The 14,699-nt window shown below is 67.7% G+C and carries 14 protein-coding genes; 7 read left to right on the top strand and 7 right to left on the bottom strand.

The genetic code is table 11. The annotated features are described in order from the left end of the window. The 4 genes from FJ386_13360 to FJ386_13345 form a co-directional block, all read right to left on the bottom strand. Window positions 1-229 (bottom strand): hypothetical protein (locus FJ386_13360; GenBank protein MBM3877680.1); only part of this gene is annotated, 229 nt, incomplete at its 3' end. Between the two features lie 90 nt (window positions 230-319). Next, window positions 320-1,015, bottom strand: a complete 696-nt coding sequence (locus FJ386_13355) for an ABC transporter ATP-binding protein (GenBank protein MBM3877679.1) — start codon at window positions 1,013-1,015, stop codon at window positions 320-322. Between the two features lie 57 nt (window positions 1,016-1,072). Continuing rightward, a complete protein-coding gene (locus tag FJ386_13350; GenBank protein ID MBM3877678.1) occupies window positions 1,073-2,875 on the bottom strand; it encodes a hypothetical protein in 1,803 nt (600 codons plus the stop codon). Window positions 2,876-2,905: 30 nt separating this feature from the next. Then, entirely contained in the window at window positions 2,906-4,243 is a 1,338-nt protein-coding gene (locus tag FJ386_13345) for a DUF1501 domain-containing protein (GenBank protein MBM3877677.1), read from the bottom strand. 112 nt (window positions 4,244-4,355) lie between these two features. On the opposite strand from FJ386_13345, the gene rpe reads away from it, so the two are divergent. Beyond that, complete coding sequence (gene rpe / locus FJ386_13340) at window positions 4,356-5,045, top strand: ribulose-phosphate 3-epimerase (protein ID MBM3877676.1); 690 nt, start codon at window positions 4,356-4,358, stop codon at window positions 5,043-5,045. A gap of 12 nt (window positions 5,046-5,057) precedes the next feature. Further along, window positions 5,058-6,476: a phosphoglucomutase/phosphomannomutase family protein gene (locus tag FJ386_13335; GenBank protein MBM3877675.1), complete on the top strand. Its 1,419-nt coding sequence runs from the start codon at window positions 5,058-5,060 to the stop codon at window positions 6,474-6,476. 48 nt (window positions 6,477-6,524) lie between these two features. Here FJ386_13335 and FJ386_13330 read toward each other — a convergent pair whose 3' ends face one another. Beyond that, a complete protein-coding gene (locus FJ386_13330; protein ID MBM3877674.1) occupies window positions 6,525-7,034 on the bottom strand; it encodes a helix-turn-helix domain-containing protein in 510 nt (169 codons plus the stop codon). A 122-nt stretch (window positions 7,035-7,156) separates the two neighbouring features. Then, the gene (locus tag FJ386_13325) at window positions 7,157-8,128 is read right to left on the bottom strand and encodes a class I SAM-dependent methyltransferase (protein ID MBM3877673.1); all 972 of its coding nucleotides are present in this window, start codon (window positions 8,126-8,128) and stop codon (window positions 7,157-7,159) included. A gap of 168 nt (window positions 8,129-8,296) precedes the next feature. Here FJ386_13325 and FJ386_13320 point away from each other — a divergent pair, with 168 nt between their 5' ends. The 5 genes from FJ386_13320 (at window position 8,297) to FJ386_13300 (ending at window position 13,106) form a co-directional block, all read left to right on the top strand. Continuing rightward, the gene (locus tag FJ386_13320; GenBank protein MBM3877672.1) at window positions 8,297-9,118 is read left to right on the top strand and encodes a sterol desaturase family protein; all 822 of its coding nucleotides are present in this window, start codon (window positions 8,297-8,299) and stop codon (window positions 9,116-9,118) included. Then, the gene (locus tag FJ386_13315; GenBank protein ID MBM3877671.1) at window positions 9,115-9,615 is read left to right on the top strand and encodes a hypothetical protein; all 501 of its coding nucleotides are present in this window, start codon (window positions 9,115-9,117) and stop codon (window positions 9,613-9,615) included. The genes FJ386_13320 and FJ386_13315 overlap by 4 nt, the downstream gene beginning before the upstream one ends. Beyond that, window positions 9,612-10,844, top strand: coding sequence for a DUF393 domain-containing protein (locus tag FJ386_13310; GenBank protein ID MBM3877670.1), 1,233 nt, complete (start codon window positions 9,612-9,614; stop codon window positions 10,842-10,844). Before FJ386_13315 ends, FJ386_13310 begins: the two co-directional genes overlap by 4 nt. Before the next feature lie 80 nt (window positions 10,845-10,924). Continuing rightward, on the top strand, window positions 10,925-11,860 hold the full coding sequence (locus FJ386_13305) for a sugar phosphate isomerase/epimerase (GenBank protein MBM3877669.1): 936 nt from the start codon (window positions 10,925-10,927) through the stop codon (window positions 11,858-11,860). Between the two features lie 16 nt (window positions 11,861-11,876). Then, a complete protein-coding gene (locus FJ386_13300; protein MBM3877668.1) occupies window positions 11,877-13,106 on the top strand; it encodes a beta-lactamase family protein in 1,230 nt (409 codons plus the stop codon). 189 nt (window positions 13,107-13,295) lie between these two features. On the opposite strand, the gene FJ386_13295 is transcribed toward FJ386_13300, so the two are convergent. Continuing rightward, the coding region (locus tag FJ386_13295) for an ATP-binding cassette domain-containing protein (GenBank protein MBM3877667.1) at window positions 13,296-14,699 on the bottom strand (1,404 nt) is incomplete at its 5' end.

The following is a 14,699-nucleotide window of genomic DNA, read 5'->3' as shown; positions in this document are numbered from 1 at the left end:
TGAGATTGGTTGCCAGTTCAGCGCGGAAGAGCCGGTCGCCTGTGGCCATCGCGGCCTCGATTTTGCCGAGCCGTGCCAGCGCCATGTCGCGCAGGCTGCCGCGCACGGAGTCGCCCACCAGCAGCGCCCCGATGAGCACCGCGCTGCCGATGGTCGAGCCCAGCAGCACGCCGAGGTGCGAACGCGCATGAAAGCGCAGGCTGCGGAGGATGAGCGTGCGGAGGGTCATGCAGCGTTGAACCACCAAGACACAAAGGACGCAAAGGAGGCGGACGGGACGAGCCTGCCCTTCGTGTTCTTCGTGGCTTCGTGGTTCATCTCAGGCGGCGATGAGTTGACCGTCCCGCAGTTCCAGCACGCGGCCCATCTTGCGCGCGAGGTCGGGGGCGTGGGTGACGACGATGAGCGCGGTGGCTTGCTCGCGGTTGAGGTCGAGGAGGAGCGCGGCGAGCGAGTCGGCGGCGGCGCGGTCGAGCGCGCCGGTGGGTTCGTCGGCGAGGAGAAGCTTGGGCTGGTTGATGAGCGCGCGCACGACGGCCACGCGCTGGCGTTCGCCGCCGGAGAGCTGGCCTGGGCGGTGCGAGAGGCGCGAGCCAAGATTGACGCGGTCGAGGAGTTTTTTCGCGCGAGCCAACGCAGCGTCGCGGCTCGCGGTGTCGCCACGCGCGAGCGTGGGCACGAGCACGTTTTCCAGCACGGTGCATTGCGGCAGGAGGTGGTGCGCTTGAAAGATGAAGCCAATCTGCCCGTTGCGGACGGCGGCGAGCTGGCGTTCGTCGAGCGCGGCGAGGTTTTGTCCGTCGAGCAGGACTTCGCCGCTGCTGGGCCGGTCGAGCGTGCCGATGATGTTGAGCAACGTGCTCTTGCCGCAGCCGCTCGGCCCGACGATGGCGAGCGAGGCGCCGCGTCCGAGCGCGAGCGTCAGGTCGCTCAACACGCGCACGGGTTCGCCGCCGTCGGTGGAGGCGTAGTGTTTGGAGACGCCGGTGAGCTGGAGCAAAGGCGCTTCAGGCATGGCGGAGAAGAAACCACGAACGGCCCGCGATGGACACGAAGAAATGGCCCGGGGCGCTCACCGCTTCTTCTTCGCGGGCGGAGCGGGCGGTGGTGTGCCTGGTGTGACCGTGAGCCAGAACTGATCGATCTGGTTCAGCAACAAGTCGCCGGGAATCGGCCCGGTCTTGAGGTTGAAGGTCGCTGCGCGTGCCCGGGGGGGAACCGAGTCGCGCACGGTGACGAGCGCCTGGATGGGCACGCCGCCGAGCGTCGCCATTTCGCCCGCGGCAAGAACCAGCTTCACTTCGCCGCCCTTCGCGGGCACGTCCACGGGCGCGACGGTCACGCCCGCGGGCAATCCGGCGACGCTGGCGACGAGATTTGTGAAGCCACCCTCGAGCTGCGTGACGGTGAGCTTGATCGTGTTCGTGAGCCCGCGGCCCACGCCGTAGCTGTGGGCGTCGGCGGTGACTCGGAAGTCCGCGCGCGGCGGCGTGAGGCTGAGCCGGTAGCGGAATTCCGGCGCACCCTTTCGGAAGAGATCGCCGATGGCGACGACATACCGGCCGTCGGCGGGCGCGGTCCATGCGAGCACCGGGTCGTGCACGCTGGTGGTGGCGTCGTCGGCGAAGGCGAGCTGCTTGCCGGCGGCATCCTCGACGCGCACCCAAGCATCGAGCTGCGAGCCGAGCGCGTCGCCGTTTACGCGGAAGTTGAATCGATCGCCTTTCTTGGCGCTGAAGGCAAAACGGTCCTCGTCGCCGGGGCGTTCGATGCGTCCGCTGACAAAGCACGGCACTTCCACGGTCTGCGCGTTGGTTGCGGTGTTGTTCGGTTCGGACTCGACGAGTTCGGGGAAGTCGCCGAGCAGCACGGGCAGTGAACGCTCCGCACAGTCGGGCTGAAGCCGCGTGGCGTCGGCCAGCGGCGGCGCGCCGGTGGCGTCAACGTCCCGCGCGGCCGAGGCGGCGGCAAGATTCCAGCCGAGGAGCTGCACGGTGGATTTGCGGCCGCGCTGCGCCCCGGCGGGGAGCGATCCAAACGCCATCGGCGCGTCCGAGATCGTGAGGCGATACACGCACGAGGCGCTCCCGGCGAGTTGCACGTCCGCCGCGGGCGGATACACGAATGCCGAAACTTGCAGGTGATACGTGCCCGGTCGCTCGATACGGAACGCGAGGACCGGGTCGAGATTATGCGAGTCGGCGCTGTAGGCGAGCTTCGCGCCGCGCTCGTCGAGCAAGTGCAGGAACGGATCCATCGGCGAACCGAGCGCGTAGCCGTCGAGCCGCGCGACGAGCCAGCGTCCGGCCTCGGCGCGCACGGCGAACGTGTCCACGTCGCCGCGTTTCTCGAGCTTGCCATTCACCACGGCGGGCAGCGCCGCGAGCGGTTGTGCCTGTTTGAAATGGTCGTTTGGTTCCTTGTCCGCCACCTCGGCATATCGGCCGATCACGAACGGCCGCGGCTCGGACACACCGTCGGCATTGTGGGCGCGGACGAAGTGCGGACCGATGGGCGCGTCCTTCGCGATGGTCACGGCGAATTGGCCGGCGTTGGTCGTGGCCATGAACTCCACGCCGGGGCAATCGATCCAAATCTTGACCGGCCACGGATCGAAGCGGCCCGTGGCGGTCACGGTGAACGCGGAGCCGGCTTGGCCGCCGGGCGGGAAGACATTCTCGAGCGCCGGAATGGCGGCGGAAGCACCGGCCGGGAGCAGGCAGGCGAGAGAAGCGAGCAGAAGCGTCCGTGAGCGCGCGGGAGGGAGGGAGGGAGGATGCGCTGCGATCACCTCACTTTCGCCCTCTCCGGCTTTCCCACCTGCGCCGCGGGCTGACTTGGAAATGCCCGACCAAGCGTGGAAAGGGCGTTTCATGGGACAAGCAAGCGTCCTCACCGCCCGCTGCTACGCGAAGAGTTCCCTGATGGGTTCGCCGCCGTTGACGAGGGCCACCGGCCGCCCGGTGTTGGTGTGGAGCACCTGATGCGGGTCGATGCCGAGCTTGGTGTAGATGGAGCACGCGAAGTCCTCGGGCGAGTGCACGTTCTCGTTGGCATACGCGCCCTTCCAATCCGTCGCGCCGATGACCGCGCCGCGCGGACAGCCCGCGCCCGCCATGAAGATCGACATCGCGTGCGGCCAGTGGTCGCGTCCGCCGCGCTCGTTGACTTTCGGCGTGCGGCCGAATTCGCCGAGGCACAGCACGAGCGTCGAGTCGAGCAAGCCGCGCTGGTCGAGGTCGGTGATGAGCCCGGCGAGCCCCTGGTCGAGCTTCGGCATCGCGGAGTCCTTGAGCGTCTTGAAAATGCCCTCGTGATGATCCCAGCCGCCGTTGTAGGCGGTGACCCACGACACGCCCACTTCGACGAGCCGTCGCGCGAGCAGCAATCGCTGGCCGAAGTCCGTCATGCCGTAAAGCTCGCGCACCTTTTCCGGCTCGCGCGACAGGTCGAACGCGGCTTGCGCGGGCTTCGATGTCACGAGATCCACGCCCTGATGATAGAAGCCGTCGAACCCGAGCAACGGGTCCTCCGCGGCCTTCTCGCGAATGCGCTGCAGCCGGTCGAGCGACTTGCGGAGCTGCTCGCGGGAATTCGCGCGCCCCTCGCTGAGGTCGCCCGGCAGGACGACATCGCGGACTTTGAATCCCGCCTGGCTCGGGTTGCCCGTGATGAGGAACGGCGCGTGTTGCGCGCCAAGGAAGTTCGGGCCCGATGAACGCGACTCGCTCGGCGTGGTCACATAGGCGGGCAGTCCGTCCTTCACACCGCGCTGATGTGAAACCACCGAGCCGAACGACGGGTGAAACGTGACGAACGCGCCGCAACCCACGGGCACCGGCGTGGGGGCACCGGTCATCATGTAATGGTTGCCGCCGCCGTGGTTCGGGTCGTTGTGGCAGACGGAGCGCAGCACGGTGAACTTGTCCGCGACCGCCGCGAGATGCGGGACGGTTTCGCAGAAGTGCGTGCCGGGCACCTTCGTGGTGATCGGCCGGAACTCGCCGCGAATGTCCGACGGCGCCTCGGGCTTCGGGTCAAACGTCTCGTAATGCGTCGGCCCGCCGTCAAGCCAGATCATGATCACGCGGACATCCTCGGGCCGCGCCTTTCCCCCGGCCGCGGCCGCGGCGGCGCGGAGGCGGAGGATGTCACTGAATCCGAGGCCGAGCGTGGCCCCGAGCCCCAGCTGGAGAAAATCGCGGCGCGCGAATCCGGCGCAGTTGCGTTTGAGGTCGCTCATCTTGCCGTGCTCAACTCCACCATAGACCGGGCCCACGTGTCGAGAATTCAAGCGCGCGGGCGCCTCTTCCCGCTTCCCACCGCCATCCTCGCCCCGCTAATCTGCGCGTGCCGTGGCCGAACCGATCATCGCCCCATCCCTGCTTGCCGCGCATTACGCGCGCTTCGGCAGCGAGGCTCAGCGCGCGGCGCGCTCGGGCGCGGAGTGGCTGCATCTCGACATCATGGACGGCCATTTCGTGCCCAACATTTCCTTCGGGCCCGAGGTGGTGCGCGTCATCCGGCCGCTCGCGAGGAAGCTCTTCTTCGACGTGCATCTCATGTGCTCGAAGCCGGAGATTCTCCTCGAGCCTTTCGCCAGGTCGGGCGCGGACCTCATCAGCATCCACGTCGAGCTCGGCGAGCGGGTCGAGGCGTTGCTGTGGAAGGTCCGCGCGCTCGGCTGCAAGGTCGGGCTCGCGGTGAACCCGCCGACGGCCATCGAGAACGCGCAGCCGTTCCTCAAGCACATCGACCTGCTGCTGGTGATGACGGTGAACCCGGGCTTCGGCGGCCAGCCATTCATCCACGAGTGCCTGCCGAAGATCCAGCAAGCGGACCGCTGGCGCCGCGAGCACAACCTGCCCTATCGCGTCGAGGTGGATGGCGGCATCAACTTCCAGACCGCGGCCGAGTGCGCGCGCGTCGGCGCGGACACGTTTGTGAGCGGCACCGGCCTGTTCCGCCATCGCGACATGAAGGCGGCGGTGGCAAGGATGAGGACACTTGCGGCCCAGGCTGCTTCTGCGGCGCCAACGGCTTGAGCGACGTTCACCATGGGAACCATCAAGTTCGGCACTGACGGCTGGCGCGCGGTCATTGCGGAGGATTTCACTTTCGCCAACGTTGAACGCGTCGCGCAGGCGACCGCGGATTACTGGAACGCGAAGCCCATCCCCGGCACCGTGAAGCGCGCCGTGGTCGGCTACGACCGGCGTTTTCTCTCGAACGAGTTCGCACAGCGCGCGGCCGAGGTGCTCGCGGGCAACGGCTTCACCGTCACGCTCACGAGCGGGCCCACGCCCACGCCCGCGGTGTCGTGGCTCGTCAAGCAACAGCGCGGCATTGGCGGCGTGATGATCACCGCGAGCCACAATCCGCCCGCGTTCAACGGCTACAAACTCAAGGCGTGGTTCGGCGGCTCGGCGGACGGCTCCACCTGCCAGGCGGTCGAGGCGCTGCTCGGCAAGTCGCCCGTGCGCGACGTGCCTCTTGCCGACGCGCAGAAGTCCGGCGCCATCTCGGTCGAGGACATCCGCGCGGCATACTTCACGTCGCTCAAGTCGCTCGTGGACTTCAAGCTCATCGCCAAGTCGCGGCAGCGCGTCGCGCACGAGGCGCTCTTCGGCGTCGGCGCGGGCTGTTTCGACGAACTGCTCGCGGGCACGACCTGCCGCGTCACCACGCTCAACGCCGCGCACGACCCGTTCTTCGGCGGCATCAACCCCGAGCCCATCGCAAAGAACTACGTCCGCAGCGCCGCGTTCCTCGCGAAGCATCCGCACGACCTCTGCCTCGTCACCGACGGCGATGCCGACCGTGTCGGCGGCATGGACGGCCGAGGGCACGCGCTTTCAACGCACCAGATCATTTGTCTGCTGCTGCGACACTTCGTCCAAAACCGCCGCGCCACCGGCCGCGTGGTGAAGGCGCTTACCACGACTTCAATGGTGGACAGGATGTGCGCTGCGCGTGGCTTGCGACTCGTCGAGACGGGCGTGGGCTTCAAATACATCGCCGCCGAGATGCTCAAGGGGGGCGTGCTGCTCGGCTTCGAGGAGAGCGGCGGCATCGGCTTCCCCGCGCACATCCCCGAGCGCGACGGCATCCTCGCGGGCCTCCTGCTGCTCGAACTTCTCGCGACCGAGCGCCGGCCGCTGGTGAAACTGCTCGCCGGCCTGGAGAAGGAATTCGGTCCGCACCGCTACGCCCGCGTTGACGCGCATTTCCCGCTGGAGAAGCGCGCCGCGCTGATGGACTTCTGCAAGACCCACCCGCCCGCGAAGCTGCTCAAGTCCCCGCTCTCCGACGTGAAGACTTACGACGGGGTGAAGTTCTGCGGCGCGGACGGTTCATGGCTGATGCTGCGCGGCTCCGGCACCGAGCCCATTCTGCGCATCTACGCCGAGGCAAAGTCCGACGCCGACGCGCAACGACTGCTCAGGCTCGGCGTGTCGTTGACGAAGCACGTTTGAAGCTGTGGGCTGGCCGGCTTCGGCAGCAACACGCGGCACTCTCCCATCCTACGGTTTCGCCGGCGGATAGTTCGTCGGCAGCGGAAGGTATTCCCCACCGCCGGACTTGGGTTGGTAAAGCCCCGGGCCGAGCGTGCTGAGCGGGTCGGTGGTCTTGTGCCGGCGCCAGAGCGCGTAGCCCCAGACGGCCGTGGCGATGACGGCCAAGCCGAGCAGCAGCGGCAGCACGAGACCCCAGTTGAGCGTGGAGATCAGGAGCATCGCGTGGTCGAGGACGGTCTTCTTGCGCGGGATGAGACTCGGCGGCGTGCTGAATTCGGGCGTGCGCGACAGCTCCTCGTCGAGTTGCACGAGCACCTGGCCGATGGGGAGCTTGAGCGTCTGCGCGTAGGTGCGCACGAATCCGCGGATGTATACGGGCGCGCTGAACGCGCCCCACCGGCCCTCCTCCATTGCGCGGATGTGCTCGGTCTTGATCTTGGTCAGGTCGGCGACCTGGTGAACGTCGAGCTTCCGGGCTTCGCGTCCCTGGCGGAGCATGTCGGCAACGGTGGCCATCGCGGACGACAAGAGAACAAAAGCGCTCCCGCATTGGCAATCACGGAAACGGGCCCCAAGGGTCGCGCCGCTCCGCGCCGGGGCCACCGCTGCCGGGGGCGGTCAGGTTCCTCCCTTGCCTCCTACTCGCGCTGTCTGCGCCAGTGCGTGACCTTTTTGCGAAGACTCGCGGCGGTGAGCCAATACCAGCGCTCATAGCGGCGCAACGCGGCGGCCCGCTCGACGGGGTCGTCCCGGATGAACCGCGTCGGTTGCGGCGCGTCCGGTCCCGCCGGCTTTTCGAAGATCGCGTTGAGCCGCGTGCGCGGCAGGTCGCCGTCGAGCGCATCCACGCGGCGTGTCTTGAAGCCCGTCTTTTGCGCGAGTCGCTCGATCGTGCGCGGGCTGAACGCGTGATGATGCGCGTGGTGGAAAAAGTGCGAGAGCCGCGAACCCGGCGCCTCGACATTCGGCACCTCGACGATGAGATGGCCGTGCGGCTTGAGGAGTTTCTTGCACGTGAGGAGGACATCCGTCGGGCTGATGGTGTGCTCGAGCACGTGGTTCATCACGACCAGGTCAAAGCTCGCAGGCTTGAGCTTGTGGGAAACCTCGTTGAGCAGGCCGGTGCGGACATCGAGCCCCTTCGCGTCGCGCGCGAACTGGGCGTGGCCCTCGTGCGGTTCCACGCCGACGAACGCGCCGGTCGAGCCGACCCTTTCGCGCATCGACCACAACAACGCGCCGACGCTGCATCCGACCTCAAGCACCTTCACGCCGGGGCGGAGGAACGGCTGCAACTGCGCGAGCAACGGCCGGATCTTGGGCAGCCGGCGGCGAAAGAACCGGTCGTCCGGCACGGTCTTGTTCTTGAACTCGCCCCAGTAGCGCTTGTGGTAGAACTCGGAATTCTCGCGCTCGGTCGGCCGCGGATTCGTGTAAACCAGCCCGCACTCCTGGCAGATGACCGTTGAGAGTTTCATCCCGCCGCGGCCGCGCGAGGCGAACACCTGCCACGCGCCGCTGCCGCACAAGTCACACACCTGCCGGCCTTCAGCCGGATTCTTGGGCGGAGGAGTCCTGACTGTCTGCGGCATCATCGCGGGCCCAATCATCCGGGCTCGACGCGCGCGGGACAAGTTTGGAGTTCGTGTCAGCCGCGCTTCGTCAGCCGGCGCGAGGGCGAAGCCGGCTTCTTCGAGTTCCTTGACAGCCGCCTCAAGTTATTTCGATTAACGCCCGCCGCCGCCGCAACGCTAACGTCGCGCCCAACGAAACAACGCATGGGCACGACAACGATCATCATCGCGGTGGGGCTGGGCTTCCTCCTCCTCGAACGCCTCTGGCCTGCCTCGAAGCTCCCGCAAGTGCGCGGCTGGTGGATGCGCGTCGTGGTGGTGAACCTCTGCCAGCTCGGCATCGTGCTGCTCGCCGGGATTTCGTGGGACCGCTGGATGCAGGGCGCCTCGCTCCTGCGTCTCCGCGATGGGGTGGGCGATGTCTCGTCCGCAGCCATCGCCTATCTGGTCTCCTCGTTCGTTTACTACTTCTGGCACCGCGTGCGGCACGAGTCGGTGTTGTTCTGGCGGCTTTGCCACCAGCTTCATCACTCGCCGCGGCGCATCGAGGTGCTGACCAGTTTTTACAAGCACCCGGTCGAGATTGCGATCAACTCGATCCTGAGCAGCGCGATCGTTTACCTGCTGCTCGGATGCAGCGTCCGCGCCGCGGCGATCTACACGGTCGTCATCGCCGTCGCGGAATACTTCTACCATTGGAATGTCCGCACGCCGCGGTGGATCGGCTGGATCATCCAGCGGCCCGAGTCGCACCGCATCCACCACGAATACCAGCGCCACACGCTCAACTACGCCGACCTGCCGGTGATTGACTGGCTCTTTGGAACGCTCGAAAACGCCGGACGCGACGTCCGCCGGTGCGGCTTCAACCCGCGGCGCGAGGCGCGGTTCGACGAGATGCTCGCGGGCCGTGACGTCCACAAGGCCGAGGCGTGGCCGGGCTTCGCGCCGACGTGCTTCGGCTGCCGCAAACGGTGGGCGTGCCAGATGGCGAAGCAGGAGGCCGCAACCACCCGCGCCGCATGAACACGCACAGCCCATTCACCCACTCCATTCGCTGGAGCAACCTCGCCGCCGTCTGCCTCTGCGCCTTCGCGAGCATCGCGATGATCGGCGACCTCGCGGGTTCGCGCACACTCAAGGGCCTCGGCGCGCTCTCCGCGGCCGCGCCGTTCCCGAAGGTCTTCTGTGAGTTCGAAGGCATGGAAGGTTTCGCGAACGCCTTCACCATCTGTTACCAATCCGGCGGGGCGGACCGTGAACTCGCGCTGACGCCCGAGATTTACTCGCGCCTCGCGGGGCCTTACAACCGGCGCAACGTTTACGGCGCCGCGCTTGCCGGCGGCCCGAAACTCCCGCGCCCGGTGTGGGAGGCGGTGTTCCGGCACGGGTTCGCCCCCGGCGGGCCCCTGCGCCGCGAGTTGGGCCTGCCCGGCGATGCGACAAACATCCGCGTCGTCATCCAGACCAAGACCCGCGGGCGCGACGACGTGTGGCTGCTGCAACCGGAATCTCCGCCATGAACGCGACGAAGCCGATGTCGGCATGGCAGTTCGCGCTGTTCCGCGTCGTCTTTGGCGGCTACCTGGTGGTCCACTTCGCGCACGTGCTTCCGTGGGCGGGCGAACTCTTCAGCCGTGAAGGCTTGCTTCCCGACGCGCGCCTCAACTTCACGCACGGCTACCTGCCGGACCCGCTCGAGCACTTCCAAAGCGCCGCGTTCGCCACGTCGTTTGTCGCCGCGCTCACCGGGCTCTCAGTGCTCTTCACGCTGGGCGTCGCGCGTCGCACCTGCGCGCTGCTGCTGTGGTATGGCTGGGCCTGCCTCTTCAACCGCAACAACCTCATCAGCAATCCCGGCATCCCCTACGTCGGCCTGCTGCTGCTGCTCTGCGCGCTCGTGCCCGCGGGCGAACCGCTCGCGTGGCGCGGCCGGCGCGACGCCGCGTGGCGCATGCCCGCCGCGATTTTTTGGGGCGCGTGGATGCTGCTCGTCGCCGGCTACACTTACAGCGGCGCGTGGAAACTCCTCAGCCCGAGCTGGCTCGACGGCTCCGCGCTGCACCATCTGCTCACGAACCCGCTCGCCCGCCCCGGCGCCTTCCGCGACCTGATGCTCTCGCTGCCCGATGGTGCGCTGCGCGGGCTCACGTGGGCCGCGCTTGCCGGTGAACTTCTCGCGCTGCCGTTGAGCTTCACACGCCGCGGCCGTTGCGCCGCGTGGCTTGCCATGCTCGCGATGCACCTCGGCATCCTGCTCGTCGTGGATTTCGCCGATCTCACGCTTGGCATGGTGATGATCCACCTGTTCACGTTCGACCCGGAGTGGCTGCCCGCGCGCCGCGGGTCGCGCGCGCTCGTGCTCTTCGACGGCGATTGCGGCCTGTGCGACCGCTCGGTCGGCTTCCTCCTCGCCGAGGACACCGCCCAAACCCTTCGCTTCGCACCGCTCCAAGGCACCACAGCCGCGCCCGTCCTGCGGCGGCACTCGCTCGAAGCACAACCGCTCAGCAGCGTGGTCGCCGTCGAGCGCGAAGGCACCGCCCACGAGCGCGTCCATGTGCGGTCGGCCGCCGTCGCCGCTGCGTTGGATTCCATCGGCGGACTCTGGCGGATCGCGGCGTGGATGCTCCGGTTCGTCCCGCTGCGAATCTGCGATGCCGGCTACGACTTCATCGCAGCCCGACGGCACCGGTGGTTTCCGCCCGCCTGCCGGCTCGGCGCCCCCGACGCAGACCGAATGTTGCCGTAGGTCGCAGCGTTTTCGGCCTTGTTCCGGGTGCGAAAAATCCGTGTCCATCCCTGTCCATCCGTGGTTAACCTCTCCGCACCATGATTCTCACGGGCATCGGCGACGAGGGCGCGAACACGATCGACGGGCAGATTCGCGCAACGCAGGAGCTCGGCTGGCGGCACATTGAGATGCGCGGCGTCGAGGTTGCCGGCTTCAAGAAGGACAATCTCCACAACATCCCGGACGAGGCGTTCGCCATCGTCGAGCGCAAGCTCAAGGACAGCGGCGTGGGCATCTACGCCTTCGGCTCGACGATCATGAACTGGGCGAAAACCGTCGAGACGCCGTTCGACGTGACGCTCGCCGAGGTGCGCCGCGCCATCCCGCGGATGCAGCGGCTCGGCACGAAATACGTCCGCGTGATGAGCTTCAAGCCCGGCGACGCCGACGCCGTCACGCCGCCGGTCGTCCACGAGCGCGTGCGCGAGGTGACGAAGAGGTTCCTCGACGCCGGCCTTCAGCCCGTCCACGAGAACTGCATGAACCACGGCGGCATGAGTTCGCAACACGCGCTTGAACTTCTCGACAAGTGCCCCGGCCTCAAGTGGGTCTTCGACACCGCCAACCCCATCTTCAACGCCGACCGCCGCGGCCCGCAGCCGTGGAAGAAGCAGGACCCGTGGGAATTCTGGACACACGTCCGCGACCACACCGCGCACATCCACATCAAGGACGCGACGTGGAACGCGGCGAAGAACGACGCCGACTACAACTGGCCCGGCGAAGGCGCGGGCCGCGTGCGAGACATCTTGAAGGACGCGTTCGCGCGCGGCTACGACGCGGGCATCAGCATCGAGCCGCACATGGTCGTGGTCTTCCACGACCCCCACGCGCAGCAAAGCAACGACGACGCGATGCGGGCCAACTACGTCGAGTATGGCCGCCGGCTCGAGAAGCTCATCGCAGGGGTGAAACGCGAACTGGTGGCTGAGAAGCCAGCCGTAGCCTCCTCCCTCTCGCCCGCAACCCGTTAACGACCGAATCCGAAACATGAACCCACGCCATCTGCTCCCCGCCCTCCTGCTCGCCGCATCGTGCTTCACCGCGCTGGCCGCGCCGGACTTCGCCAGGGCCGGCGTGGACGAGGCGAAGCTCCGCGAGATTCCCAGGCGCATGCAGAAGTTCGTGGACGACTCGGTCGTCTCGGGCGCGGTGACGCTCGTGGCGCGGCGCGGCCAGGTCGTGGGCGTCGAGGCGCTCGGCTACGCCGACCTCGCGTCGAAGCGGCCGATGCGCGCCGAGGACATCTTCTGGATCGCCTCCATGACCAAGCCCATCACCGGCGTCGCCGTGCTGATGTTGCAGGACGACGGCAAGCTCTCCATCGAGGACCCGGTCGAGAAGCACCTGCCCGAATTCAAGGGCCTCTGGCTCGTCGCGTCGCGCACGAACGACGCCGCCACGCTCAAGCGCCCGCATCGCAAGATCACCCTCCGCGACCTGCTCACGCACACCGCCGGCCTCAACACCGAGACGCCCGACGTGGGCCGCGACCTTTCGCTCGCCGAGCGCACGCTCTTCTACTCACAGCAGCCGCTGGCCTTCGAGCCCGGCAGCCGGTGGCAATACAGCAACCCCGGCATCAACGCGCTCGGCCGCATCGTCGAAGTCGTCGCGCAAAAGGACTTCGCCTCGTTCCTCGACGACCGCCTCTTCAAGCCGCTCGGGATGAAGGACACCACGTTCTGGCCCACCGAGTCGCAGGCGAAGCGCGTCGCCACGCCTTACGCGCCCGGCGACCGCGCGAAGCAGGAACCGCCGCTCGTGCCCACGGACTTCTTCTTCCTCGACGGCCGGCCGCTCACCGCGCGCTGGCGTTCGCCCAAGCCCGCGGGCGGCCTCTACTCGACCGCGGCGGACGTCGCGAAGTTTTACAACATGATGCTCAACCACGGCAGTGCGGGCGGCCGGCAGTATTTGAAGCCTGAGACGGCGAAGCTGATGACCACCACGCAGACCGGCGACATCAAGACCGGCTTCACCGAGGGCATGAGCTGGGGGCTGGGCTTCCAGGTGGTGAAGCAGCCGACCGGCGTGACCGCGATGCTCGCGCCGGGCACGTTCGGCCACGGTGGCGCTTACGGCACGCAGAGCTGGGCCGACCCGCAGTCGCAAATGGTGTTCGTCCTGATGATCCAGCGCCAGCGCCTCGCCAACGCCGACGCCTCCGACATCCGCCGCACCTTCCAGGAAGCCGCCGTCGCGGCGGTGGTGAAGTAACTCCGGCCGAGCCTTTGGACTGCGGTGGCAGAGCGAAGCGGCGACACCGCATTCGCATGCAGAGGGTGCTGACTCACGAGGCCGCGAGCCGGTCCGAAAGGCGGCGTCCGTGAACTTGAGCGCAAGCCCGCGCTCCCGGGCAGAAGTGGATCGCGCTGGCTGCCGTCGAGGCCGAGGTGCGCGCAAAGCTCAAGAAGTAGGCCGTATGTGGCGGTCGAACCATCGCCCGATTGATTCGCGAATGGCGATGCCGCCGACAGCTCCGCTCGCAACGACCCGCCCCGCCTCCAGCACCGCCGCGTGCGTGATGCAGCGGGGCAGGTCGTCCAGATGATGCGTCACCACGAGCAGCCGCGTGCCGTTGCGGCTGAGGTCGTCGAGGGCGGCTTGCAGCGCGAGCTTGGATTCGAGGTCCAGGCCGTCGAACGGTTCGTCGAGCAGCAGCACCGCCGGGTCGTGCACGAGCGCGCGCGCGAGCAGGATGCGGCGAAGCTCCCCGTAGGACATGCGCTGCACGCTTTGCTTCGCGAACGCGCCGAGGCCGAATCGCTTCACGAGTCCGCGCACGACGCGCAGGTGTTCCGCCGTCGGCCGCCGCCGCAACAGGCCGATGCTGCCGAAGAAGCCGGAAGCGATGGCCTGCTCGCCCGTGATGTCGTCGCGATACGCGGCCTGGAAATCCGCGGACACCTGCCCGATGCGGCGGCGCACCTGCCACAACGTGTGGCGCGCGTCCGCGCCGAACCTCCGCACTTCGCCGCCGAGCGCGGGATGCACCTCGCCGGCGAGCAGTTTCAGGAAGGTGGACTTGCCGGCGCCGTTGCGCCCGAGCACGGCCCAGTTTTCGTCCGCGTTCATCCGCCAGTGCACGCCGCGCAACACGGGCTTGCGGTCGAGGAACACCGACACGCCGCGAAGGCGGAACAGGAATGTGCAGTCAAGCCCGGCTGCCCCTTTGACCGAACACCCCTCATCCGGCCTCCGGGCACCCCCTCCCCTCATCCGATGAGGCGAGAGGGATGGGGCGAGGGGAGCTTCCGGAGCAAGACCGGAATCAACGCGCGTCCTGCCGGGTTTGGATTTCGGCCCCTGCCACGCGATGCGGCCGTCTTCGAGCGCCAGCAGGTGCGTGATGCACGCGGGCAGTTCGCCGGGGCGATGCGTCGTGTAAAGCAATTGCATGCCGTCGCGCGTGAAGTCACTCAGCCGTTCGATCAATCCGCGGCGCGCGGCAGCATCGAGGCCGTCGCAGAATTCGTCGAGGATGAGGATGCGCGGCCGGTTGGCGAGCGCGCGGGCGATGAGCGTGCGGCGCAGTTCGCCCTGCGAGAGTTGCTGGACGTTTCGACGCCGCAGCGCGGCGATGCCGAGGCGATCGAGCAGGACATCCACACGCCCGCGCTGGCCCGCGTCGGGGTTGTGATGGACGTAGTCGGTGAGCGCAAAGCCCGACGCCACGACCTGCCCGACCGTGAGCGACCAATCTTGCTGGAGGTAGCGCGCCTGCAACTCGGGCGAAACGATCGCGATGCGTTCGCGCAAGCCGACGGGACTGGCCTGCACCCGGCCGTCGAAGACATAGACGCGCGGTGG

The sequence above is a fragment of the Verrucomicrobiota bacterium genome, from assembly GCA_016871675.1.
Taxonomy (GTDB): Bacteria; Verrucomicrobiota; Verrucomicrobiia; order Limisphaerales; family VHCN01; genus VHCN01.
The sequence above is the reverse complement of the archived record's forward strand: the minus strand, read 5'-3'. Positions and strand labels throughout refer to the sequence as shown.